We start from the raw sequence: 25,341 nt of genomic DNA on the forward strand, positions 1-25,341 counted from the left end.
TGGCGTGGCGTTAACTTGCGGCGGGGATGCTGAGATTGAGCGTCAGGTGGTCATGGCCCCGAAGGACGGTTTTTTCCATCTTTTCCCCCAGCGCGTTGCAGGTGTAGTCGCGCCAGGCTTCCGGTACCTCAAGCGCGTTGGGGGAGGGGTTATACAGCCGCACCAGCATTTTGCCGTATAGCACGTCAACGCCGCTGACGACCCAGCCTTGCGGCAGTTGGCTCAACAACTGGCGATGGTTGATTTTCCGTTCTGCAATAAACATATCAAAATTGTCCAGGCGCTGAAGACCCGACCGATCGTTCTGCCATTGCCATAGCCGTACCGGTGCGCTGTAGCGCTGTTCACGGATGGCTAACTGCGCCGGAGAATATTCGCCAGCACACAGAGCAAAGTGAAAACTCAGTTCGCCGGACAGATTGCCTTCCGGTGTGGCCTGACGCTGGCCGGAAGCGCGTCCAGGACGGTACAGCAGATCGTCTTTGCCAAGCTGGCCGACGCTGCGAAACAGCGTCAGGCGAAGCTGCTGCCCTTGATAGGCATACTCTTTCATACCACGGGCGAAAACGTGAAAGTCGGCGTGAGGGCTGAGCCGGTGCATAAAAGGCTCCGTATCAACCGGCTTTTCCGCATAGCCCGCGCTATCGGCAATGTGTTGATTAGCGCGCGTCAGGGTTCCAAATGGCACGTCGGCGCACACCGCATCGATGGTCTTCCCGGTATTGAACAGCAGCTGCATACGGTGATCGCGCGCGGTATTCTCAATCGTCAGGTCGCCAAGCAGCATATCGTCTTCAAGGGTCAGCGTGAGCTTGACGTTTACAACGCGCTGGCGTTCACTGCGCGCCAGACGATCGTCGTTAATGCCTTCCGGCAGTAGTAGCGCGGCATGCAGGTGCAGGCTTTGTTGCCACGGATGCTGCTGAGCGTTATCCAGGGTGAAGTGCGAGAAGGTCAGGCCGCTATCGCCGGGCAAGGGCGAAAAGTCGTAGAGATCGCCGTCGTCGCTGATATCGCGTAACTGTAGCAGTGGCGACAGCGTGCGGCCGCTGGCTTTCTCCTGCCAGTGCAGCTGATTGTCCTGCAGGCTCAGGCGATAGTACGCGTTTTCGATTGTCTGTATTTCCTGACTGACGGCAGGAAGCGTTATCGGCTGCTGGCCGGGAGTGACGTAAAAGAGCGCAAAACCCAGCGGCGGCACCGGTACGTTGAGCAGATCGACGACGTTTTCGTAATACCAGCACTGTTGTTCCGTCTCCACTTCACCGTCCGGCGTCAGCAGCACGTGACGCGGTAGCTGCACTTGTCGCTGCTGGTGTACGACCACGCGGAGCGGTTCACCGTTTTCGCCCATCAGCGCAAAATGGGCCGCTGGGGTGATCAGCATCTGGCGGCGAACGTCCACATTCGGGCTGCTGGTGCCGTTGACCACCAGAAATCGATAGGGTGTTTTCGCGGCAAGGTTAGCCAGCAACTGACGGGCGTGCAGACTGAATATTGCCTCGCCGATTTGTTGTGCCTGGCGACAGCGGTGGAGCACGTCGCGGTTGGTTTCGTCACTGTTGCAGCCGCCCATACTGTCATGAGCGTGTGATTCCAACAGCCAGCGCCACGCCTGTTCCAGCATCTCTTCGCCTTCCTCAAAACCGTTGCGTCGCGCCAGAGCCAGCATCGGTTCCGCTAGCCGGGTCAGACACAGTTCCGCATCGTTATTGGCTTTCTTGATATCGTAGCGCGAAGAACCAATGCTCTTGTGCACACGAGCAAGACGAGGAATGCGAAACTCACCGCGCCAGCGCGGCAGCGGTTTATCGGCCAGCGTGGCGAAGTAGCGTTCATAGCTGCTGATTTCCCAGCGATCGTCGCTGAGGGCGTTGACCGCGGCGATCAGCCGATCGAAATCGGCATCGCAGCTAACCTGATCGCCGCCGATGGGGCAGAGAAGGTCCGATGCGGGCGAGAGCGCCTTCATGCGAGCAATGAGAGGGAACGTCTCTTCATCAAAATGCGCGGGCCGGAAGTTGCGCCAGCGGCCGCCGCGCTCGGGATGGGCGAGCGAGTAGCCAAAGGGCGTAATCACGGTGATGGCGCTATCGCCGTTCAACGCCTCCCAGCACAGCTCTGTCGGCCCCATAATCTGTGGATCGTAGCCACGGCGCAACAGTATGTGCCGTAGCCCAAACGCACGGGCAATCTGCGGTAGCTGCGCGTGGCTGCCAAAGGTGTCTGGTAGATAAAGCACCGACATGCAGTAGCCCGCCTGCTGCGCGTGATGGATGCCGATGCGCAAGTTACGGAACAGTGATTCCGTGGCGATGTTAAACAGGTCCGGCTGGGTGTACCACGGGCCGATAAGCAGCCGTTTATCCCGCACGAGCCGGCGCGCCCGTTCGGCCATGTTCGGTTTAAGACGGATAAAATCGTCAAAAATCGAGCTCTGGCCGTCAAGATGAAAGACAAAGCGGGGATTGTTCTCCAGTGCGATAATCAGTTCGCTAAAGGCTTTCAGCGCAAAAAGCTGCGTGTCGAGCGTGGAGAAATACCATTCGCGATCCCAATGGGTGTGCGATACGGCGTGAATCGTTCGGGTGTCGCTCATTGCGGCTTCCCTCTCTCTTTAAAATAGATGCGATACTCTGCGTGAATATCCTCTGCGTACCACATCGGGAAGTTGGTGCCCCAGATGTTGTTATAGAGTTGGCTATAGAGGCTGACTCGCGGGGGAGACGGTTCGCCAAAGCAGAGAATTCGCGGCTGGTAGAGCGCCAGCAGCGGCGCATCCAGCGGCTCCAGCGTCCACTGTTCTGTATGCGCAAGCTCTACTGCGTGCAGGTTGGCGTTACCATTTCTGACCACGTTAAACCAGTCGATGGGATAGCCGAGTTTCTGGCACGTGCTCTGGCCGATGTTGATCAACCCCAACTGGAGCCAGATTTCTTCTGGCAGCCGGTTGGCCTGTTTGCCGAGAATGCTCAGGCGTAGCGAGATCGCGTGGCGAATCTTGCTAAAACCGTACTCCAGGATGATTTCATCGGGCAGCTTTAATTCAATGCCCGCGGCCTTGTTGGGTTGGATAATGGCCTGTACATACCAGGCGTCCAGCTCGCCGCGAAAGCGGACCTGTTTAAGCGAGAAACCCACCTGCTGCGTACTCACGGGGCGTGGGGTGAGTTCCAGGCCGGGTTTGGTAAAGTCTGAGAGCGCCCACGGCGCGGTGATATCCAGGTTCTGCAGATAGCGGTCGCGAAAATGGTCATATTCCTGTGGCCCGACCTGCCGATAGATCAGACGGGCAAGAGGCGCATCCAGCATCGGCCTGCCGTCGATGTTGAGCGTCGACAGGCTGCCGTCGTTGGCGAGGGCAAAGTCATAGTCGCCAAAGGAGAACTGACGTAGGCCTGTCGCCATCCCCTTAACGGTGACGGGACCCGCGCCGGTCATCTCACAGAGCGGCGCCGACAGATGGGCGCAGGCGCTATCAATATAGCGTCGCTGTTCTGCCCATGATTGGCTGAAGTGATGATAGCTGCGGGTGCCCTTGTGGGGCGAGTGTGTAATAAATTGCCCAAGCGCATGATATTTTTCTGGCACGGGGGCGTTAACGCTGTCCTCCTCTCGCGCGGCGCTGAACGCCTCCGGCAGATAATGGCAGTAGTCAGGGAGATGCAGCTTAAGATCCATCCCCCAAGTATGCTCCGGCACCATCAGCAGCGCGTCAAGCGCCTCGGGCGGGCAGGCTATTTCCTGCTGTAGACGGCAGTTTAACCGACGATAGCGGCTGACTTTTCCTGGGTCGGTTGCCAGACCGTGATTCCACGTGTCGCCAATTTCGGCATCGACGACCGGCAGCGTATGGCGGATGGTTTCAACACGAGCGGCGAAGGCGTCCAGCGTCGAGGCGCTAACCAGTGCCTCGGGATAGCGCTGCCGGTAGCGTGCGATCAACTGCATGACTTCACTGGCCGTAGGCGGCGAACAGTTATCTTCGGCATGACAGAACACCAGCAGTTCGTCCAGCGCTTCACACCAGGTTTCGTTGCCGTAGCCGCCGAAAGAGTAGTTGACGATGATATCGCGCTGACCATATTTCCAGATAAACAGCGGCGGAACATCCGGCGGGCAGGAGGCGGCATTGACGCCCAGATGCAGGTAACGCATCCCGGCATCGGCCAGCCACGGTACGATGGCCTGAGTATGGCCCGGTACGTCTGTCATCTTTGCGGCAATCGTCTGGCGATGGAAGCGTTCGTCCAGCGCCTGGCGATAAGAGAGGGCGTGGCGCATCAACGTTGGCGTCAGTAGCTCGCTATGGACGGTAAACGGCAGACCATGCCAGACGATGTCCCCGGCCTCGATAGCATTGCACAGTCGGGCCTTATCTTCGGGCTCTGCGCGCTGGAAATAGCGGTGGATAAGCCATGCCCCGCAGGTCCAGATAAAGTTTTTCTCTCCTCCGGTGTTAACCTCCCGGGCGAGATTCACCACGGCGGGAATAAACTCCGTCAAATATTTATCTTCAATCGACTGGGCGTAATCGGTGAAGCCAATGTCGAGATGGGTTTTGTAGATGATATGAACCCGCTGCATGTTCACTCCCTGAAAATGGGGTTGGTAATCAACTGGGCACTGTGGCCATCGTTTACCCGCAGGAAGGCAAAACGGCTGTCGGCCCAGCGTATGTCTTGTTTCACCACGCCGCCGCGGTGCGGCAATTCATAAACCTGATGCTGGGTATAGAGCAGAACCTGGTGATGAGTGGGGACATTGAGATCGAGATGCAGCGTCAAGCTGGCGCTGGTTTCGCCCGGCCCGGCCTCTCCGGCGGTAAACTGGCGCAGTTGGATACCATCGTGGCTCTGCATATAGCTTTGGCCGTTGGCTATCGCCCGTAGAATATCGTCGCGTTCGTGGCTACGGCTGCGGACGTTGAGCGTGGGGAGCGTAAATTGCTTTTCTTTGTGAAAGTCGCTGCCGGAGGTGACCGCAATGTTTTGCCCCTCGCGCAGTTTCTGGAGCCAGTACTGAAAGGTGGCTTCGTTGTGGGTTGTGGCCTCCCACGGGCCGTTCCATAGCTCCAGCCAGTCGTAGTTGATAAACGGCAGCAGCCACGGACAGTGTTGACAGAAGGGATGATTAATACCGATCCAGGCACCGTTGCTGCGCGCCTCCGCTATCTTCAGCGTGATGTCCACTTCCGTCGCGCAGGGCAGAAAGCTGAATACCGGCTGGGCGACGCCTACAAAATTGACGTGCCCGAGTTGGGTGGTCAACTCCATGCCGGGAATCAGACTCAGCGCTGTGTTGATACCGTCGATTTCCCGGTTTTGCGTCACGGTGTTGTGATCGGTAAAACAGAGGAAATCGTGGTTGTGCGTGCGGGCTCTGGCAATCAATTCGCTGATGCTCAGCTTGCCGTCACTGTGCTCGGAGTGCAGGTGGGTGTCTCCGCGCAGCCAGCGCTCTGTTTTGTGATAGCGAACGATCTCGACGTGAATATGGCATACGGTGGTGATTTTATGCAGCCCCAGCAGTACGTATCCTCTCCCATGCGGCAGTGCGCCACGCCGATAGCCGGGCGTGGCGAAGGTTTCGCTGACGACGATCTGCCGACGCGCGCCGCCGCTCCAGCCGAGGAGTTCTTCACCTACTTTCAGGCCCAAATCTACCGCGTTGCCATCGGCAAAGCGGTAGCTGATTTCCAGGCGTTCGACATCAGGCGTCAGTTCGAACGGCAGCGTCAGGAGTCGTTTTTGTTCGTAGGGATGAGCCAGGTATTCGATGCGCTCCGTGGTCATGCTATCCATTACGCCTCCTCAAGCCATTCTTTGCAGTCGCCAGCAATCATCACCACTTCGGCGCCGTAGATGATTTGCCAGCCTTTTTCACCGACGCGCACCACGCCTTTTGCGCGCAGAGTCTTCTTCCATACGTCATCGCCTGCGACGCGAGCGGGATCGCGCACTTCAACGCGCAGGCGGGAAATACAGTTATCAAACTGCGCGATATTTTCCTTGCCGCCGAACGCCGCAATAATTTGCATCGCAAATGCATCGGCCTGTGGTTGTTCTGAGACCGGGGTGGTTTTATTTTTAAAATCTTGCTTACTGAAAAGCTTAACGTCATCTTCTCCAGCGTCTTCCTCCTCTCGGCCTGGCGTCATCACGTTAAAGCGGATGATTAAATAGCGGAATAAAACGTAATAGATGATAAAAAACAGCGGGATTAACCATAGGTATCCCCATAGATTTAATTTTCCCGGTTGGAGTAATACAGGGAGAATATCTTTCAGGCAGCCGCCATAAATAGAAACGTTAGCCATTTCGGTTAAAACAAAGAGTAAACCGGTGAGTGGCACGTGAACCAGATAAAAAAGCCAGGGGGCGACGAACAGAAAGGTATATTCGATGGGCTCAGTTACGCCAAAAAGGATCATGGTTGCCACCACGGGCAGCAAGAGACCGGCGACGACCTTTTTATGCTGGGAACGGGAGCAGTGATACATTGCCAGCGCCGCGCCGGGCAGCGCGCCGAAGTGGGTCACGACGCGCCCCGACTGGAAACCGCGGACCAGCAGCTCCTGGGTTTCGTTGCACCCCAATTGCGCCATATAAATGTTGGTGGTTCCGCTGACCAGCTTGCCGCACACTTCCATCGAACCGCCGAGTTCGGTCAAACGAATGGGCGTCGTGATCAGGTGATGCAGACCAACCGGCAGCAGCGATTTGTCGGCGACCGCCCAGATAAAGGTGCCAAATAATCCGGAATCGCCGATAAGCTTACTGAACTGCGCCAGCATCCAGCCTATGGGGGGCCAGATAAGATAAAGCGCAGAGCCCATCAGCGCGCCGACGACCAGCGTCACAATAGGCACGGTACGAGTGCCGGCGAAAAATGACAGCACCATCGGCAGCTTAACGTTATACAGACGGTTGTGCAGCCAGGAGGTCGCGAGACCGACTGCCATGCCGCCGAAAACGCTCATCCGATAGGTGAACATCCCTAATTCGGTGGTATAAATGGAGGCTTCCTGTACCGCAGCAACGGGGTCAAGGTGGCGCTGGCTGATAAACCAGTTTGCCGTAGTGGTTTGTTCGTTCAGCCCGTGCAGCGTCAGTAGCGTGCTGAGGATGAAATGCATCGACATAAAGCACACGGCACCTGAGAATGCCGCCCAGCCTTTCTCTTTTTTGGCCAGGCCGAAAGCCACGCCGATGGAGAAGAACAGCGGAAGGTTTCTGAATACCACATCGCCCGTTGCTTTCATTACGCTGAACGTAATAAAGAACAGCGACTCTTTATCAAATAGCACGCCAAGATGTAACGCCTCCAGCGTTTCTTTATTTGTAAATGCGCTGCCGAATCCCATAAACATTGAACCAATGGTTATAATGGATATCGGGACCAGCATCGCTTGCCCGATCATTTGCATTTGCTGCTTCATAAATCATCCTTGTGAATATTTTAATGGGTGACGCCAGTGAATTTTTTCTAATGCACGTCGTGATTCGCGTTAAAATATTTTGTTTCAATGAATATATTTTGCAGATTTATATTTCCTGCTCGATATTGATTAATTAGAGCGTGTGCTTTTTTCAGGCATTTTTATAATGGCTGGTGAGTTTATCATTACGAAAAGAGGATTCTGTGACTCGCGCAGCGATAAGCTAATCTTTAGCTAATAATATTAGCGCCATGCTGGCCCGTTGTTGGCTTTGCCCGGCAATGGGGACCGCCAGTTAAGGCGGTGAGGAGTCGATGGAATTTCTTCGGCGATTATTCCTGTAAAAATGTGATGCGCGTCAGATTACTGGCGCGTTTGTCTGGACAACCATTCCTTTTATTCCACATTTCGCTTATTCTAGCTGAAGCGTTTCAGTCGATAGATTGTTCGACATTTAACCAATCAGTCACGGTTTGTGGCGGGTAAGGTTTCCCTGAACGAGCGGCTGCATTACTCTGTTTGCCACTTTGCTTCGGGATAACCTTGCAGGAGACCTATGAGCGTACGCGTAGCGATTAATGGCTTCGGTCGCATTGGCCGTAATGTGGTTCGTGCTTTGTATGAATCCGGACGTCGTGCGGAGATCACCGTGGTTGCCATTAACGAACTGGCTGATGCCGCCGGCATCGCCCATTTGTTGAAATATGACACCAGCCACGGGCGTTTTGCCTGGGATGTTCGCCAGGAGCGCGAGCAGCTGTTTGTCGGCGACGACGCCATCCGTCTTCTGCACGAACGGTCTATAGAAGCACTGCCCTGGCGTGAACTGTCGGTGGATGTGGTGCTCGACTGTACCGGCGTATATGGCAACCGTGAAGACGGCGAAGCGCATATCGCCGCTGGCGCGAAGAAGGTGCTCTTTTCACATCCTGGCAGCAACGATCTCGACGCCACCGTCGTCTATGGGGTCAATCAACACGAATTGCGTGCGGAACACCGTATCGTTTCCAACGCCTCCTGTACCACGAATTGCATAATTCCCGTCATTAAATTGTTGGATGATGCTTATGGCATTGAGTCCGGTACGGTTACAACCATTCACTCTGCGATGCATGACCAGCAGGTGATAGACGCCTATCATCCGGATTTACGCCGGACGCGCGCGGCAAGCCAGTCGATTATTCCGGTTGATACTAAACTTGCTGCGGGGATTGCCCGTATTTTCCCGCAGTTTGGTGACCGTTTTGAGGCGATTGCGGTGCGTGTGCCGACCATCAACGTGACGGCAATTGACCTGAGCGTGACGGTGAAAAAACCTGTAAAAGCGAATGAAGTCAACCAGTTGCTGCAAAAAGCAGCACAGGGTGCATTTCATGGTATAGTTGACTATACGGAATTACCGTTGGTCTCAACTGATTTTAACCACGATCCGCACAGTGCCATTGTCGATGGCACGCAGACGCGGGTCAGCGGTGCTCACCTGATCAAAACGCTGGTCTGGTGTGATAACGAATGGGGCTTTGCTAACCGAATGCTCGACACCACGTTAGCAATGGCCGCTATTGGTTTCAGGCTCGACGCTTGAGCGTCGACAAAACTTTAAGTATCAACGAGAGGATTCACCATGTCTGTAATTAAGATGACCGATCTGGATCTGGCTGGTAAACGCGTTTTCATCCGTGCGGATCTGAACGTACCGGTTAAAGAAGGGAAAGTAACCAGCGACGCGCGTATCCGTGCTTCTCTGCCGACCATTGAGCTGGCGCTGAAACAGGGTGCGAAAGTGATGGTGACTTCTCACCTGGGTCGTCCGACCGAAGGCGAGTACAACGAAGAATTCTCTCTGCTGCCGGTTGTTAATTACCTGAAAGACAAACTGTCTGCTCCGGTTCGTCTGGTTAAAGATTACCTGGACGGCGTTGAAGTTGCTGCCGGTGAGCTGGTTGTTCTGGAAAACGTTCGCTTCAACAAAGGCGAGAAGAAAGACGACGAAGCGCTGTCCAAAAAATACGCTGCACTGTGCGACGTATTCGTGATGGACGCCTTCGGTACTGCACACCGTGCACAGGCTTCTACTCACGGTATCGGCAAGTTTGCTGACGTTGCGTGCGCAGGCCCGCTGCTGGCGGCTGAACTGGACGCACTGGGTAAAGCGCTGAAAGAGCCGGCTCGCCCGATGGTTGCTATCGTTGGTGGTTCTAAAGTTTCTACCAAACTGACCGTTCTGGACTCGCTGTCTAAAATCGCTGACCAGCTGATCGTTGGCGGTGGTATCGCGAACACCTTCGTTGCCGCTCAAGGCCACAACGTGGGTAAATCCTTGTACGAAGCTGACCTGGTTGACGAAGCTAAGCGTCTGCTGACCACCTGTGATATCCCGGTTCCGACCGACGTTCGCGTAGCGACCGAGTTCTCAGAAACCGCAACCGCGACCCTGAAATCTGTAAACGACATCAAAGATGACGAGCAGATTCTGGATCTGGGCGACGCTTCCGCAGAGAAACTGGCTGAAATCCTGAAAAACGCCAAAACTATCCTGTGGAACGGCCCGGTCGGCGTGTTCGAATTCCCGAACTTCCGTAAAGGCACTGAAATCGTTGCTAACGCGATCGCAGACAGCGAAGCATTCTCTATCGCAGGCGGCGGCGACACTCTGGCAGCAATCGACCTGTTCGGTATTGCTGACAAAATCTCCTACATCTCCACTGGCGGCGGCGCATTCCTCGAATTCGTGGAAGGCAAAGTACTGCCGGCAGTAGCGATGCTCGAAGAGCGCGCTAAGAAGTAATTCAGTTCAGGCGGGGAAACCCGCCTGTTTTTCAGCGCGCGTAACAGCTCGCGAACCTTCTTCAACGGCCGAAGATACAGATACAGGACTACGTAACATGTCTAAAATTTTTGATTTCGTAAAACCGGGCGTCATCACTGGCGACGACGTTCAGAAAGTGTTCCAGGTAGCAAAAGAAAACAACTTTGCTCTGCCGGCAGTTAACTGCGTGGGCACCGACTCCATCAACGCCGTACTGGAAACCGCTGCAAAAGTTAAAGCGCCGGTTATCGTACAGTTCTCCAACGGCGGCGCTGCGTTCATCGCAGGTAAAGGCGTGAAAACCGACGTTCCTCAGGGTGCTGCAATCCTGGGCGCTATCTCCGGTGCGCATCACGTTCACCAGATGGCTGAGCACTACGGTGTTCCGGTTATCCTGCACACTGACCACTGCGCGAAGAAACTGCTGCCGTGGATCGACGGTCTGCTGGACGCTGGCGAAAAACACTTCGCTGCAACCGGTAAGCCGCTGTTCTCTTCCCACATGATCGACCTGTCCGAAGAGTCTCTGCACGAGAACATCGAAATCTGCTCCAAATACCTGGCGCGTATGTCCAAAATGGGCATGACCCTGGAAATCGAACTGGGTTGCACCGGTGGTGAAGAAGACGGCGTGGACAACAGCCACATGGACGCTTCTGCCCTGTACACCCAGCCGGAAGACGTTGATTACGCGTACACCGAGCTGAGCAAAATCAGCCCGCGTTTCACCATCGCCGCTTCCTTCGGTAACGTACACGGCGTTTACAAGCCGGGTAACGTGGTTCTGACCCCGACCATCCTGCGTGATTCTCAGGAATACGTGTCCAAGAAACACAACCTGCCGCACAACAGCCTGAACTTCGTCTTCCACGGCGGTTCCGGTTCTACTGCCCAGGAAATCAAAGATTCCGTAAGCTACGGCGTAGTGAAAATGAACATCGATACCGACACCCAGTGGGCAACCTGGGAAGGTATCCTGAACTACTACAAAGAGAACGAAGCTTACCTGCAGGGCCAGCTGGGCAACCCGAAAGGCGAAGACCAGCCGAACAAGAAATACTACGATCCGCGCGTATGGCTGCGTGCCGGCCAGACTTCCATGATCGCTCGTCTGGAGCAGGCTTTCACTGAACTGAACGCGAAAGACGTTCTGTAAGAAAAGCCTTATTTTTGCCGAAAGCCCGCCGTATGGCGGGCTTTTTTATTGCCTTTTCAATACGATGGATGGGCATTAAAACGTGATCAACTTGGCAAAAATCTCATTTTTTGTTTACCCTTTATACCTGCCTGCACTTTTGCAGGCCGTTTTTAGTTTCCCATCCGGGTATCCATAAGGAATATTGAATGGAAGATTTAAACGTTGTCGATAGCATAAACGACGCCGGTTCATGGCTGGTGCGCAACCAGGAATTACTGCTGAGCTATGCGGTCAATATCGTTGCGGCAATCGCGATAATCATTGTGGGGATGATCGCCGCGCGCGTTATCTCCAACACCGTCAACCGCCTGATGCTGGCGCGTAAAATTGACGCCACCGTCGCCGATTTTCTCTCCGCGCTGGTGCGCTATGCGGTGATTGCCTTCACGCTGATTGCCGCGCTGGGGCGCGTGGGCGTGCAGACTGCTTCGGTCATCGCCGTACTCGGTGCCGCCGGTTTGGCCGTGGGTCTGGCGCTGCAAGGTTCGCTGTCTAACCTGGCGGCGGGCGTGCTGCTGGTGATGTTCCGCCCGTTCCGCGCGGGCGAGTATGTCGATCTGGGCGGCGTGGCCGGTACCGTGCTGAATGTGCAGATTTTCTCCACCACCATGCGTACCGTCGACGGTAAAATTGTGGTGATCCCGAACGGCAAAATTATCGCCGGCAATATTATTAACTTCTCGCGTGAGCCTGCGCGCCGTAATGAATTTATTATCGGCGTCTCTTACGATGCGGATATCGATAAGGTTAAGCAGATTCTGACGACGATTCTGGAGTCGGATAAGCGCGTGCTGAAAGATCGCGAAATCACCGTGCGTCTGAATGAGCTGGCGCCGTCATCGGTTAACTTTGTCGTACGCGCGTGGAGCCTCAGCGGCGATCTGCAAAATGTCTACTGGGACGTGCTTGAGCGCATCAAACGCGAGTTTGACGCCAACGGCATCAGTTTTCCTTACCCGCAGCTCGATGTGAATATGAAGCCGGGAACCCCTTCCGCAGAGTAACGTCTTGCTGTTCAAAAATGCCGGACTGATGTTCGGCATTTTTATGCGTAACGACATTAGAGATATTTATATCCTATTAAAATTATCAATTTCCTCTAATAATTTTATCGCGTTATAGTCAGCGCCATTCCTGAACAACATAAAGAAAACTATCGTGATATCTTATTATTTTCAAGGTCTTGTACTTGGCGCGGCCATGATACTTCCGCTCGGGCCACAGAATGCGTTCGTGATGAATCAGGGCATTCGTCGCCAGTACCATCTGATGATTGCGCTTCTCTGCGCGGTGAGCGATCTGCTGCTTATCTGCGCAGGTGTCTTCGGCGGCAGCGCGCTGTTGATGTCTTCGCCGTGGCTGCTGGCCCTGGTCACCTGGGGCGGTGTGGCGTTTCTGCTGTGGTATGGCTTCGGGGCGCTGAAAACCGCGATGGGGAGCAATATTGAACTGGCGACCGCCGAGGTGATGAAGCAGGGGCGCTGGAAAATTATCGCCACGATGCTGGCGGTCACGTGGCTCAACCCGCACGTTTATCTCGACACCTTTGTGGTGCTGGGCAGCTTAGGCGGCCAGTTGGATGCGGTGCCGAAACGCTGGTTTGCGCTGGGGACCATCAGCGCCTCATTCTTGTGGTTCTTCGCGCTTGCGCTGCTGGCGGCCTGGCTGGCGCCGCGTTTGCGCACGGCGAAAGCGCAGCGCATTATTAACCTCGTGGTAGGCATCGTGATGTGGTTTATCGCTTTTCAACTGGCGAAAGAAGGCGTTGGGCATCTGCACGCGCTCCTTAACTAGTCCTCATCTGATGGACTTTCTCCTGGCAGCGGCTAAGCTTGCAGGCAAGACCCCCGTTGTCGGGTGATAACCAAGGAGATACAACAGTGAAGTTTAAAGTGATGGCTTTGGCCGCAGCAATCGGGTTTAGCGCAATGTCCGTACAGGCAAACGAGTTGCCTGATGGCCCGCATATTGTGACGTCGGGGACGGCGAGCGTAGCGGCGGTGCCGGATATCGCGACGCTGGCCATCGAAGTGAATATTGCCGCGAAAGATGCGGCGAGCGCCAAGAAACAGGCCGACCAGCGCGTTGCGCAATATCTCTCTTTCCTTGAGCAAAACGGCGTGGCGAAAAACGATATCAGCTCCGCCAACCTGCGTACCCAGCCAGACTATGATTACCAGAATGGCAAAAGCGTGCTGAAGGGGTACCGCGCGGTGCGCACGGTCGAAGTCACGCTGCGCCAATTGGATAAGCTGAACTCGCTGCTGGATGGCGCGTTAAAAGCTGGGTTAAACGAGATTCGTTCTGTATCGCTGGGCGTGGCGAAACCGGATGCTTACAAAGACAAAGCGCGTAAAGCGGCAATTGATGATGCTATTCATCAGGCGCAATCTCTGGCAGCAGGCTTCCACAGCAAACTGGGGCCGGTTTACAGCGTGCGTTACCATGTCTCTAACTACCAGCCAAGCCCGATGGTTCGCATGATGAAGGCCGATGCGGCGCCGGTTTCGGCACAGGAAACTTACGAGCAGCCGACTATTCAGTTTGATGACCAGGTGGATGTCGTCTTCCAGTTGCAGCCAGAACAGGCTGCGGCACCAGCAGCGCCAGCTGCTGCGAAGTAATCCTGCCAACCCCTCGCGACGCGAGGGGTTTTTCTTTGTTTTAGTCCTGACGCAACACTTTATGTCCATAAGCCAACAGCGCGTCGGTGACTTTGCGCATCATACGGCTTTCCGGCGCAAAGCGGTGCCAGTACAGCATCCGGCGCTGGAACAGTCCTGGCGTAAGGTCGATAAGCTCACCGTTGGCTAACTCTTTCTCAATTTGCAGATGTGGAATCATGCAGCAGGTGGTGCCTTGACGCGCCAGCTGTACGAAGGCTTCCGATGAGTTAACGATATGGCACGGCACGCTGCCCGGCGGCAGGTCAAAGTTTTGCTGTAAAAACGCCTGATGCATATCGTCCAGATGGTCAAAGGCCACGGCGGGCGCTTTCAGCAGCGCAGAGCGAGTTACGCCGTTCGGGAAGTAGCGCTCGGCGAACGCTTTGGAGCCGACAAACAGATAGTCCAGCGCACCGAGCTGATCGACCAGGCAGCTTGGCAGCGCCTGCGGCTGAATACTCACCGCGCCAACCACTTCACCGCGACGCAGACGTTCCTGGGTACGCGTTTCGTCCTCAACCTGAAGGTTCAGGCGAATAGGGGAGTTTGCCAGCACGTCTGCGAGGGCAGGCAGCAGCCAGGTTGCCAGACTGTCGGCGTTGACCGCCAGCGACAGCAGCAGCGGCGTGGAGCCGGTTTGCTCGTCGCCCAACCACTCTTCTTCCAGCAGCTCAACCTGACGCAACAACGCCAGCAGCTTTTGTCCTTGTTCCGTTGGGCGCGGTGGGACGGTGCGAACCAGCAGCGGCTGCCCGAACATATTCTCAAGCTGCTTAATGCGCTGAGAAACGGCGGACTGAGTGATGCACAGTTTCTGCGCGGCGCGCTCAAACCCACGTTCCCTGATAACGGCATCCAGCGCCTGTAGTGTTCTGTAGTCCGGACGTTTCATTGCTCTGAAATACTCCCCTGTAGGTGTTATCAAGCACTATGACATAAATTTACCCTGGATACAGACGAAATTAATTTGCCATTTACTGTGAAGTTCTTCACGAGTTACATCTTTTATTCGCCTGGTCCATGGGTCGAATTATGCCGGGGTTCTGTTCTATAATGCGCGGCAGTTGATGACACCACAGGCGATAACGATCATGACGCAGGATGAACTGAAAAAAGCAGTAGGCTGGGCGGCCCTTCAATACGTACAGCCGGGTACGATTGTCGGCGTAGGCACGGGCTCTACCGCGGCGCACTTTATTGATGCGCTGGGCACGATGAAAGGACAAATCGAGGGAGCGGTCTCAAGCTCTGATGCCTCAACCGAGAAGCTGAAAAGCCTCGGCATCACCGTTTTCGACCTGAACGAAGTTGACCGTCTGGGCATCTACGTGGACGGTGCGGATGAAATTAACGGTCACATGCAGATGATTAAAGGCGGCGGCGCGGCGCTGACGCGTGAGAAAATCATCGCCTCGGTGGCCGATAAGTTTATCTGCATCGCCGATGCCTCCAAGCAGGTGGATATCCTGGGCCAATTCCCGCTGCCGGTAGAAGTGATCCCGATGGCGCGCAGCGCCGTGGCGCGCGAGCTGGTGAAGCTTGGCGGTCGTCCAGAATATCGTCAGGGCGTGGTGACCGATAACGGCAACGTGATCCTCGACGTGCATGGCCTGGAGATTCTCGATGCCATCGCGCTGGAAAATGCGATCAACGGCATTCCTGGCGTTGTGACCGTGGGCCTGTTCGCCAACCGCGGCGCCGACGTCGCGTTGATTGGTACCGCCGACGGCGTGAAAACCATTACTAAATGATCTGACTCAGGGGAATGACAAATTCCCCTGTTTTTTTTATTGAGGCTGAATTTGGTGACTTGTGTCACATTTCAATCTTCCGCCTGATTAACATCCCACATTTATCTTCCCGTTTAGCATTTTATGCTGGCATTTCCCTCTGCGTGAGGCTTCCTCATGTTGCCGACGCAAACGTTCATATTGCCGCAATAATTTTTTTTGATATGTTGCTTAGGTGAACTTTCGTTCACCACAACATCAGTAAAACAAAGACGGGACGGGGAAATGGCTAAGGTATCACTGGAAAAAGACAAAATTAAATTTCTGCTGGTTGAAGGCGTGCACCAGAAGGCGCTGGATAGCCTTCGCGCAGCAGGTTACACCAATATCGAATTTCACAAGGGTGCGCTGGATAGCGAACAGCTGAAAGAGTCTGCCCGTGATGCCCACTTCATCGGCCTGCGTTCCCGTACTCAACTGACGGAAGAGATCTTCGCTGTTGCTGAGAAACTGGTTGCCGTAGGCTGCTTCTGCATCGGCACCAACCAGGTGGATCTGAAAGCCGCGGCTAAACGCGGCGTACCGGTGTTCAACGCGCCGTTCTCCAATACGCGTTCCGTTGCTGAGCTGGTGATTGGCGAACTGCTGCTGCTGCTGCGCGGCATTCCGGAAGCCAACGCCAAAGCACACCGCGGTGTGTGGAACAAACTGGCCGCGGGCTCCTATGAAGCGCGTGGTAAAAAGTTGGGCATTATCGGCTACGGCCACATCGGTACCCAGCTTGGCATTCTGGCGGAATCGCTGGGGATGCATGTCTACTTCTATGATATTGAAAGCAAATTGCCGCTAGGTAACGCGACTCAGGTGCAGCATCTATCCGACCTGTTGAACATGAGCGATGTGGTGAGTCTGCACGTACCGGAGAACGCCTCCACCAAAAACATGATGGGCGCGGAAGAGCTGGCGCTGATGAAGCCTGGTTCGCTGTTGATTAACGCCGCGCGTGGTACGGTGGTGGACATTCCGGCGCTGTGCGACGCGCTGGCGCGTAAGCATCTGGCGGGGGCTGCCATCGACGTCTTCCCAACCGAGCCGGCGACCAACAGCGACCCGTTCACCTCGCCGCTGTGCGAATTCGACAACGTGATCCTGACGCCGCACATCGGCGGTTCAACTCAGGAAGCGCAGGAGAATATCGGCCTGGAAGTAGCGGGTAAACTGATTAAGTACTCTGACAACGGCTCTACGCTGTCTGCCGTGAACTTCCCGGAAGTATCGCTGCCGCTGCACGGCGGTCGTCGTCTGCTGCATATCCACGAAAACCGTCCTGGCGTGCTGACCGCGCTGAACCAGATTTTCGCCGAGCAGGGCGTTAACATCGCCGCGCAGTATCTGCAAACTACGCCGCAGATGGGCTACGTGGTTATCGATATTGAAGCCGAAGAGGATGTGGCGCAGAAAGCGCTGCAGAGCATGAAGGCGATTCCTGGCACCGTTCGCGCCCGCCTGCTGTACTGATTTTCCCGTACTGATGAAACGGGCAGGCTATAGGTCTGCCCGTTTTTTTTCGCTTTTTTGCAACGCGTACATTCACTTTACGCACCTCGCCGCAAACGGTGATTAAAGGCATTGCCGCGCATTGTGTCTTAGCCAAAGGGATTTACGATGGGGGCTCAGCAGGGGGCTGAAACGGCAAAGCCCCTACCGAAGCAGGGGCCCTGAAAGGAAAGGGACAATGATGAGACTCTTCATCATACTGCTGATTCTGTTAATCATCGCTCTGCCAGCATATTAACAGTATGAATGCAGGAGGGAGGTTCGCCTCCCTCACCCTTTACCGAGGAATGTAGGTCAAAAAAACGACGCTGTCAATTGCCTGAAATGGCCTACCACTGCCAGACTTTTGACGGTGTGATCACCGCGGGAAGAGGGATATCCCACTGCTCGACCGGCAGCGTGTCAACCTGCTGGCAATCGTGGGCGTAGCCGACGGGCTGGATGCCGTGCTGCTGCCAGTTTTGCAGTGTACGGTCATAAAAACCGCCGCCCATGCCTAACCGCTGCCCTTGTGCATCAAAGGCGACCAGCGGCGTTATCAGCACGTCGAGATTAGCGAGCGGCAGAACGTCACGCACATCAAGCCTCGGCTCGTGGATTTTCAAGCGGTTAACGACCAGCTCACTGTGCGGGTGGTAGTGAAGAAACAGCAGGTTGCCGGGGCTGAACGGGTGAAGCACAGGCAGGTATACGCGTTTGCCCGCGCGCCAGAGCTGTTCAATTAAGGGCTGGGTGTCGAGCTCGCCGTCAAATGATAAAAACAGCGCAACGGTTTTTGCCATCACCACCGGAGGCCAGGCCATCATGCGATCTGCGGCCTGTTCGCCGTAGAGAATTTGCTGCTGGAGTGTGAGCGCACGACGACGTTGCCGGATAATCTGGCGAATGTTTTGTCGGGAGTTTTGTTGCTCAGATGAGTGCGTCATAAGACCGGGTAGGTAGAAGGGAATCTCCGAGATGCCGCCGCAGGCTGTAACCCTTGAACCCTTGGTTCAAGGTGAATGCGTCGTCACAGTTTTAAGGCTTCTCGGACGGACCGAGCATGCTCACCAACCATGGAGCGCCACATTCTTGTGGTATGAAATATCGGCTCAGGGGACTGGCCCGCTTGCGAACATCTCAGAGAAATTTTTTCTTCACAGTCACTCTACCATAGTAAACTGCAAAGTGTTATTCAAAGTTTGGTGCTGATTTATCGGATATGCGACCCTGGTCAAGCAATGCCTGTTCAATGGTCTGTTGTAGCATCCGAATGCGCTGTTCCATGCTTGAAGCATAGTCACGCGTTTTCGCCCTTTCCTGAGTTAACTCGTAGCTGATGTTCAACGCGGCGATGAAAACCAGCTGCTCAGTATTTGTGACTCTAGTGCGTTCTTTCAGATCTTGCAACCGCTGATTCAGATCGTCCGCGGCCTGATTCAAAGCATCTCTTTGTTCAGGCGGGCAATTCACTCGCAGTGAACGGCCAAAAATTTGGATATCGACGGGTTGTGCAGACATGCCACCTTCCTGCTGATTGACTGCGCGTCCTTCACTCTCAGGATGTGAAGGGGCGACACTATAGCTACCCTGGTATGAACTTACAAGCCCTTTTCTGGTATCTCCAGGGTCCAAAGTGGTAGCATACCATGAATTCCACCCAACAATGACGAATGCGCATGTCTATACAGAACGAAATGCCTGGTTACACCCTGCTGAACCAGCTGTTAAACCAACAAGGGGTAGGCCTGACGCCTGCGGAAATGCACGGCCTGCTCAGCGGTCTGCTTTGCGGCGGAAACAACGACAGCTCATGGCAGCCGCTGGTTCACGACCTGACTAACGAAGGTCTGGCGTTTGGCCACGAGCTTGCTGAATCACTGCGCTCCATGCATTCGGCCACCAGCGACGCGCTGGAAGATGACGGCTTCCTTTTTCAGCTTTATCTGCCTGAAGGCGACGACGTCAGCGTGTTTGACCGCGCCGATGCGCTCTCCGGCTGGGTGAATCACTTCCTGCTTGGCTTGGGTATGGTTCAGCCGAAGCTGGATAAAGTGAAGGGAGAAGCGGGCGAAGCCATTGACGATCTTCGAAATATTGCGCAACTTGGCTATGAAGAAGATGAAGATCAGGAAGAGCTGGAGATGTCGCTGGAAGAAATTATCGAATACGTTCGCGTAGCGGCGCTGCTGTGCCACGATACTTTCACCCACCCGCAGCCGACGGCACCGGAAGTCCGGAAACCAACCTTACACTAAACATAATACCTGCTCTGCTCGTCGCAGCGCGAAGGGATTGAAAGGAGATGTCATGACACAGCAAGCGTTTCTCCGCCGCCGCCAGGCACTGCTGGCGCAAATGAAGCCAGGCAGCGCGGCGCTGATTTTTGCCGCGCCAGAGGTGACGCGCAGCGCGGATTCTGAGTATCCCTATCGCCAGAACAGCGATTTCTGGTACTTCACCGGCTTTAACGAGCCGGAAGCCTTGCTGGTGCTGATTAAAAGCGATGACACCCACAATCACAGCGTGCTGTTCAACCGCGTTCGCGACCTGACGGCGGAAATCTGGTTTGGCCGCCGCTTAGGGCAGGACGCGGCGCCGGAAAAACTGGGCGTTGACCGCGCGCTGGCATTCAGTGAAATCAACCAGCAGTTGTTCCAGTTGCTGAACGGCCTCGACGTGATTTATCACGCGCAGGGGGAATATGCCTGGGCTGATGAGATTGTCTTCACCGCGCTGGATAAACTGCGCAAAGGTTCGCGCCAGAATCTGACCGCGCCGGACGCGATGATCGACTGGCGTCCGATGGTGCACGAAATGCGCCTGTTCAAGGACAGCGAAGAGATTGATATCCTGCGCCGCGCCGGTGAAATCAGCGCGCTGGCGCATACTCGCGCCATGGAAAAATGCCGTCCGGGGATGTTTGAATATCAGCTGGAAGGCGAGATTCTGCACGAATTTACTCGCCACGGCGCGCGCTACCCGTCTTACAACACCATCGTCGGCGGCGGTGAAAACGGCTGCATTCTGCACTACACCGAAAATGAATCGGAACTGCGCGATGGCGAGCTGGTGCTGATTGACGCGGGCTGCGAATACAAAGGCTACGCCGGTGACATCACCCGTACCTTCCCGGTAAATGGCAAATTCACCCCGGCGCAGCGCGCTATTTACGACATCGTGCTGGCGTCGCTGTACAAGGCGCTCGAGCTGTACCGTCCGGGCACTTCCATTCAGGAAGTTACCGGCGAAGTGGTGCGTATCATGGTGACCGGGCTGCACGGTCTGGGGATCCTCAAAGGCGAGATTGATCAGTTGATCGCCGATAACGCGCACCGCCCGTACTTTATGCATGGCCTGAGCCACTGGCTGGGGCTGGACGTTCACGATGTGGGCGTATACGGCGCTGACCGCTCTCGCGTACTGGAGCCAGGCATGGTGCTGACCGTTGAACCGGGCTTGTATATTGCGCCGGACGCGGACGTACCGGCGGAGTACCGCGGCATCGGTGTTCGTATTGAAGACGACATCCTGATTACCGAAGACGGTAATGAAAACCTGACGGCGAGCGTCGTGAAGAATGCGGACGACATTGAGGCGCTGATGGCGGCGGCACGCCAGCTATGAGCCTGATTATTGTCGGCGGCGGGATGACCGGCGCCACGCTGGCGCTGGCGGTATCGCAGCTGACGGCGGGTCGTCTGCCGGTGCATCTGGTTGAAGCAGCGGATATCGACGCCGCACAGCATCCGGGCTTTGATGCCAGGGCGATCGCGCTGGCTGCGGGCACCTGCCAACAGCTGACGAAGATTAACCTGTGGCAGGCCATTGCCGACTGCGCCACGCCGATAACCACCGTTCACGTGAGCGATCGCGGCCACGCCGGGTTTGTTACGCTGGAGGCGCAGGACTATCGTCTGGCGGCGCTGGGCAACGTGGTTGAACTCCACGACGTTGGTCAGCGATTGTTCGGCCTGCTGCGCCGCGCTCCCGGTGTGACGCTACACTGCCCATCGCGCGTTGCGCAGGTTGAGCGGCAGACTGACGGCGTCAGCGTCACGTTGGATAACGGCGAAACGCTGCACGGCAAGCTGCTGGTGGCGGCCGATGGCTCGCGATCAACGCTAGGTGAACGGTGCGGAATTCACTGGCAGCAGGAGCCGTATAACCAGCTGGCGGTGATTGCGAACGTCACTACCGCTATCCCGCATCAGGGGCGCGCGTTTGAACGCTTTACCGAACATGGCCCGCTGGCGATGCTGCCGATGTCGCAGAACCGCTGTTCACTGGTGTGGTGCCATCCGCGGGAACGCCATGATGAAGTGCTCGGCTGGTCCGATTCACGTTTCTGTGACGAATTACAACGTGCGTTCGGCTGGCGTTTAGGTCGTATCACTCAGGCCGGTGCGCGAAACGTATACCCTCTCTCCCTGACCACCGCGACACGTACGGTTTCGCACCGTCTGGCGCTGGTAGGTAATGCCGCGCAAACGCTGCATCCTATCGCCGGACAGGGGTTTAACCTTGGCTTGCGCGATGTGATGACGCTGGCAGAAAACCTGGCGCAAGCGCATGCCGCGCGTCAGGATATCGGCGACTATGCGTTGCTCTGCCAGTACCAGCGTCAGCGGGCGGAGGATAAAGCCGCCACCATCGGTGTTACCGATGGGCTGGTGCATCTGTTTGCTAACCGTTGGGCCCCGCTGGTTGTCGGGCGCAACGTGGGGCTGATGGCGATGGAATTATTTACCCCTGCCCGTGATGTGCTGGCGCAGCGGACGCTGGGCTGGGTTGCCCGTTAAGAGCTGTAAGGAGTGAATGTGCAAAGTGTTGATGTTGCCATCGTAGGCGGTGGTATGGTCGGGCTGGCGGTGGCCTGCGGTTTACAGGGCAGCGGCCTGCGGGTTGCCGTGCTGGAACAATCGTTACCGCAAGCGTTGGCCGCCGATGCGCCGCCTGCGCTGCGCGTATCCGCCATTAATGCTGGCAGCGAGAAGCTGCTGTCAAAGCTGGATGTCTGGCAGGCGATTGTCGCCCAGCGCGCCAGCCGCTACCACGGCATGGAAGTGTGGGATAAAGACAGTTTTGGCCGCATTGCGTTTGACGATCGCAGCATGGGTTACAGCCATCTGGGGCATATCGTTGAAAATGCGGTTATTCATCATGCACTGTGGCAGAAAGCCGAGCGTAGCGCGGATATCACCCTGATGGCGCCTGCGGAATTGCAGCAGGTCGCCTGGGGCGAAAACGAAGCGTTTCTGACGCTGAAAGACGGCGGCATGCTGACCGCACGTCTGGTGGTAGGGGCCGATGGCGCCAACTCCTGGCTGCGTAACAAAGCCGATATTCCGCTGACGTTCTGGGACTATCGCCATCACGCGCTGGTGGCGACCGTGCGGACGGAAGAGCCGCACGAGGCGGTAGCGCGTCAGAGTTTCCACGGCGAAGGCATCCTGGCTTTCCTGCCGCTCAGCGATCCGCATTTGTGTTCTATCGTCTGGTCGCTGTCGCCGGAAGAGGCGCAGCGGATGCAGCAGGCGGAGGAAAGCGAGTTCAACAAAGCGCTGAGCATTGCTTTTGATAACCGCCTGGGCCTGTGTCGGGTGGAGAGCGAGCGGCAGGTTTACCCGCTGACCGGGCGTTACGCGCGTCAGTTTGCCGCGCACCGTCTGGCGCTGGTTGGCGACGCGGCGCACACCATTCATCCGTTGGCGGGGCAGGGGGTTAACCTGGGCTTTATGGATGCCGCCGAGTTGATTGAAGAGCTGAAACGTCTGCACGCGCAGGGGAAAGATATCGGCCAGCATTTTTATCTGCGTCGCTACGAACGCAGCCGCAAACACAGCGCCGCGCTGATGCTGGCGGGAATGCAGGGCTTCCGCGAACTGTTTGCCGGTGAGAACCCGGCGAAAAAACTGCTGCGCGATATTGGTCTTAAACTCGCCGATACGCTGCCCGGCGTAAAACCACAGTTGATCCGTCAGGCAATGGGCCTCAATGACCTGCCGGAGTGGCTTCGTTAAGTCGCTCACACTTTTACTCCCGGTGGTTCCACCGGGAGTCTTCCCCCTCATTTGAAAAATTCTAATTTCACCCATTTTTTCGCATTAGTTTTATTAATCCATCAAATTTTATGTTACGGGAAAGTCGCCCTGTTTTTCGCAGGAAATATTATCTTATGCTGAATTGTTGACCATTATTGTTAATTAAATGTGGTGTAATTCGCTTTTTTCCAGTTGATTCCTCTGTATGCTTTTTGGCGACTTTTGGTCATAAGCTAATGTGATGTCCCTTTTTTCCTGATGGTTTAGCACGGTGTTCGGTGGTAAGTTCAGGGAAAAGAGAACGTTTGCGTCGGTGCCTGGACGGGCGTCGGCGCGTGTTTTTGTGGTGCGATATATTCAACGAGGACATGATGGCTCAACAAACGCCTTTGTATGACCAGCACGTGTTATGTGGCGCGCGTATGGTAGATTTCCACGGCTGGATGATGCCGCTGCACTATGGGTCGCAGATTGATGAGCACCATGCGGTGCGTACCGACGCCGGGATGTTCGATGTGTCGCACATGACGATCGTCGATTTGCATGGCCCGCGCACCCGTGAGTTTCTGCGCTATCTGCTGGCCAACGACGTGGCGAAGCTCACCAAGCCCGGCAAAGCGCTTTATAGCGGGATGTTGAATGCATCGGGCGGCGTGATTGATGACCTGATCGTTTACTACCTCACCGAAGATTTCTTCCGCCTCGTCGTTAACTCCGCTACCCGCGAAAAAGACCTCTCCTGGATTACCCAACACGCTGAACCTTATGCCATTGATATCACCGTTCGTGACGACCTGTCGCTGATTGCGGTGCAGGGGCCAAACGCGCAGGCGAAAGCGGGCACGCTGTTTAGCGATGAACAGCGCCACGCGGTAGAAGGCATGAAGCCGTTCTTCGGCGTGCAGGCGGGTGACTTCTTTATCGCCACCACCGGCTATACCGGCGAAGCGGGCTATGAAATTGCCCTGCCGAAAGCGCAGGCGGCGGATTTCTGGCAGCAGCTGGTCCAGGCGGGCGTGAAGCCTTGCGGCCTGGGCGCGCGCGATACGCTGCGTTTAGAAGCCGGCATGAACCTGTACGGACAGGAGATGGACGAAAGCGTCTCTCCGCTGGCGGCCAACATGGGCTGGACCATCGCCTGGGAACCGGCTGACCGCAACTTTATCGGTCGCGACGTGCTGGAGCTGGAACGTGAAAAAGGCACCGACCAATTAGTGGGCCTGGTGATGACCGAAAAAGGCGTGCTGCGTGGCGAACTGCCGGTACGTTTTACCGATGCGAACGGCAATGCGCGTGAAGGTGTGATCACCAGCGGGACTTTCTCGCCGACCTTAGGCCATAGTATTGCGCTGGCTCGCGTCCCTCAGGGCATTGGCGAGACGGCGATTGTGCAAATCCGTAACCGTGAAATGCCGGTGAAGGTCACCAAACCTGTTTTTGTACGTAACGGCAAGGCCGTGGCGTAACCGATTATTATTCTGGAGATTTTTTGATGAGCAACGTACCAGCAGAACTGAAATACAGTAAAGAACACGAATGGCTGCGCAAAGAAGCCGACGGCAGCTACACCGTGGGTATCACCGAGCACGCGCAGGAATTACTGGGCGACATGGTGTTTGTTGACCTGCCGGAAGTCGGCGCGACCGTCAGTGCGGGTGACGACTGCGCGGTGGCGGAGTCTGTGAAAGCAGCTTCCGATATCTACGCGCCAATCAGCGGCGAAATCGTTGCGGTTAACGAAGAGCTGGGTGATTCACCGGAGCTGGTAAACAGCGAACCGTACGCCGGCGGCTGGATCTTCAAGATCAAGGCCAGCGATGAAGCGGAAGTCGCCGCACTGCTGGACGCGACCGCATACGAAGCCCTGTTAGAAGACGAATAACGGTTTTCCCCCTCTCCCTCCGGGAGAGGGCCGGG

Annotated in this window: 21 protein-coding genes and 1 other RNA gene; 14 read left to right on the forward strand and 8 right to left on the reverse strand. The window is 55.8% G+C overall.

Annotated elements, in window-relative coordinates; all coding sequences use genetic code 11:
- Positions 1-10: 10 nt before the first annotated feature.
- From K7B04_RS09140 to K7B04_RS09155, 4 genes are read right to left on the reverse strand one after another with little or no spacing between them, the layout of a single operon-like run.
- On the reverse strand, positions 11-2,599 hold the full coding sequence (locus tag K7B04_RS09140; RefSeq protein ID WP_223803868.1) for a hypothetical protein: 2,589 nt from the start codon (positions 2,597-2,599) through the stop codon (positions 11-13).
- Positions 2,596-4,587: a DUF5054 domain-containing protein gene (locus tag K7B04_RS09145; RefSeq protein WP_223803869.1), complete on the reverse strand. Its 1,992-nt coding sequence runs from the start codon at positions 4,585-4,587 to the stop codon at positions 2,596-2,598. Before K7B04_RS09145 ends, K7B04_RS09140 begins: the two co-directional genes overlap by 4 nt.
- 2 nt (positions 4,588-4,589) lie before the next feature.
- Positions 4,590-5,804, reverse strand: coding sequence for a CehA/McbA family metallohydrolase (locus K7B04_RS09150; protein WP_223803870.1), 1,215 nt, complete (start codon positions 5,802-5,804; stop codon positions 4,590-4,592).
- Positions 5,804-7,441, reverse strand: coding sequence for a PTS transporter subunit EIIC (locus tag K7B04_RS09155; RefSeq protein WP_223803871.1), 1,638 nt, complete (start codon positions 7,439-7,441; stop codon positions 5,804-5,806). The genes K7B04_RS09150 and K7B04_RS09155 overlap by 1 nt, the downstream gene beginning before the upstream one ends.
- A 556-nt stretch (positions 7,442-7,997) precedes the next feature.
- Here K7B04_RS09155 and epd point away from each other — a divergent pair.
- The 6 genes from epd (at position 7,998) to K7B04_RS09185 (ending at position 14,072) form a co-directional block, all read left to right on the forward strand.
- Entirely contained in the window at positions 7,998-9,026 is a 1,029-nt protein-coding gene (epd, locus tag K7B04_RS09160; RefSeq protein WP_163446041.1) for an erythrose-4-phosphate dehydrogenase, read from the forward strand.
- A gap of 39 nt (positions 9,027-9,065) precedes the next feature.
- Positions 9,066-10,229, forward strand: a complete 1,164-nt coding sequence (pgk, locus tag K7B04_RS09165) for a phosphoglycerate kinase (RefSeq protein WP_064542708.1) — start codon at positions 9,066-9,068, stop codon at positions 10,227-10,229.
- Between the two features lie 97 nt (positions 10,230-10,326).
- Positions 10,327-11,406 carry a class II fructose-bisphosphate aldolase gene (fbaA, locus tag K7B04_RS09170; RefSeq protein WP_163446042.1) on the forward strand — a complete coding sequence of 360 codons (1,080 nt, stop codon included), beginning with the start codon at positions 10,327-10,329 and terminating at the stop codon, positions 11,404-11,406.
- 188 nt (positions 11,407-11,594) lie between these two features.
- Positions 11,595-12,452 carry a small-conductance mechanosensitive channel MscS gene (gene mscS, locus K7B04_RS09175; RefSeq protein WP_163446043.1) on the forward strand — a complete coding sequence of 286 codons (858 nt, stop codon included), beginning with the start codon at positions 11,595-11,597 and terminating at the stop codon, positions 12,450-12,452.
- 154 nt (positions 12,453-12,606) lie between these two features.
- Entirely contained in the window at positions 12,607-13,242 is a 636-nt protein-coding gene (gene argO / locus K7B04_RS09180) for an arginine exporter ArgO (protein WP_163446044.1), read from the forward strand.
- Between the two features lie 86 nt (positions 13,243-13,328).
- Positions 13,329-14,072, forward strand: a complete 744-nt coding sequence (locus K7B04_RS09185; protein ID WP_223803872.1) for an oxidative stress defense protein — start codon at positions 13,329-13,331, stop codon at positions 14,070-14,072.
- A gap of 40 nt (positions 14,073-14,112) precedes the next feature.
- Here K7B04_RS09185 and argP read toward each other — a convergent pair whose 3' ends face one another.
- Positions 14,113-15,006, reverse strand: a complete 894-nt coding sequence (gene argP, locus K7B04_RS09190) for a DNA-binding transcriptional regulator ArgP (protein WP_163446046.1) — start codon at positions 15,004-15,006, stop codon at positions 14,113-14,115.
- Between the two features lie 199 nt (positions 15,007-15,205).
- Between argP and rpiA the strand changes: the two genes are divergently transcribed.
- Positions 15,206-15,865 (forward strand): ribose-5-phosphate isomerase RpiA, encoded by a 660-nt coding sequence (gene rpiA, locus K7B04_RS09195; protein WP_223803873.1) that lies wholly within the window; start codon positions 15,206-15,208, stop codon positions 15,863-15,865.
- 264 nt (positions 15,866-16,129) lie between these two features.
- A complete protein-coding gene (serA, locus tag K7B04_RS09200; protein ID WP_064542727.1) occupies positions 16,130-17,362 on the forward strand; it encodes a phosphoglycerate dehydrogenase in 1,233 nt (410 codons plus the stop codon).
- A 368-nt stretch (positions 17,363-17,730) separates the two neighbouring features.
- On the opposite strand, the gene K7B04_RS09205 is transcribed toward serA, so the two are convergent.
- From K7B04_RS09205 to zapA, 3 genes are all read right to left on the reverse strand, one after another.
- Positions 17,731-18,327, reverse strand: a complete 597-nt coding sequence (locus tag K7B04_RS09205) for a 5-formyltetrahydrofolate cyclo-ligase (protein WP_223803874.1) — start codon at positions 18,325-18,327, stop codon at positions 17,731-17,733.
- A 19-nt stretch (positions 18,328-18,346) separates the two neighbouring features.
- A non-coding RNA gene (gene ssrS / locus K7B04_RS09210) (6S RNA) lies at positions 18,347-18,530 on the reverse strand.
- Positions 18,531-18,571: 41 nt separating this feature from the next.
- Positions 18,572-18,901 carry a cell division protein ZapA gene (gene zapA, locus K7B04_RS09215; RefSeq protein WP_064542733.1) on the reverse strand — a complete coding sequence of 110 codons (330 nt, stop codon included), beginning with the start codon at positions 18,899-18,901 and terminating at the stop codon, positions 18,572-18,574.
- Positions 18,902-19,059: 158 nt separating this feature from the next.
- Between zapA and K7B04_RS09220 the strand changes: the two genes are divergently transcribed.
- The 6 genes from K7B04_RS09220 (at position 19,060) to gcvH (ending at position 25,306) form a co-directional block, all read left to right on the forward strand.
- Positions 19,060-19,638: a YecA family protein gene (locus K7B04_RS09220; RefSeq protein WP_163446049.1), complete on the forward strand. Its 579-nt coding sequence runs from the start codon at positions 19,060-19,062 to the stop codon at positions 19,636-19,638.
- A gap of 52 nt (positions 19,639-19,690) precedes the next feature.
- The gene (gene pepP / locus K7B04_RS09225) at positions 19,691-21,007 is read left to right on the forward strand and encodes a Xaa-Pro aminopeptidase (RefSeq protein WP_167575055.1); all 1,317 of its coding nucleotides are present in this window, start codon (positions 19,691-19,693) and stop codon (positions 21,005-21,007) included.
- On the forward strand, positions 21,004-22,182 hold the full coding sequence (ubiH, locus tag K7B04_RS09230) for a 2-octaprenyl-6-methoxyphenyl hydroxylase (RefSeq protein WP_167575056.1): 1,179 nt from the start codon (positions 21,004-21,006) through the stop codon (positions 22,180-22,182). The genes pepP and ubiH overlap by 4 nt, the downstream gene beginning before the upstream one ends.
- Positions 22,183-22,200: 18 nt before the next feature.
- Complete coding sequence (gene ubiI / locus K7B04_RS09235) at positions 22,201-23,403, forward strand: FAD-dependent 2-octaprenylphenol hydroxylase (RefSeq protein ID WP_223803875.1); 1,203 nt, start codon at positions 22,201-22,203, stop codon at positions 23,401-23,403.
- Between the two features lie 392 nt (positions 23,404-23,795).
- On the forward strand, positions 23,796-24,890 hold the full coding sequence (gcvT, locus tag K7B04_RS09240) for a glycine cleavage system aminomethyltransferase GcvT (RefSeq protein ID WP_223804139.1): 1,095 nt from the start codon (positions 23,796-23,798) through the stop codon (positions 24,888-24,890).
- A gap of 26 nt (positions 24,891-24,916) precedes the next feature.
- Positions 24,917-25,306: a glycine cleavage system protein GcvH gene (gene gcvH / locus K7B04_RS09245; protein WP_064542751.1), complete on the forward strand. Its 390-nt coding sequence runs from the start codon at positions 24,917-24,919 to the stop codon at positions 25,304-25,306.
- The last annotated feature ends 35 nt before the right edge of the window (positions 25,307-25,341 follow it).

This window comes from Kluyvera sp. CRP (assembly GCF_019930565.1).
Classification (GTDB): domain Bacteria; phylum Pseudomonadota; class Gammaproteobacteria; order Enterobacterales; family Enterobacteriaceae; genus Kluyvera; species Kluyvera georgiana_A.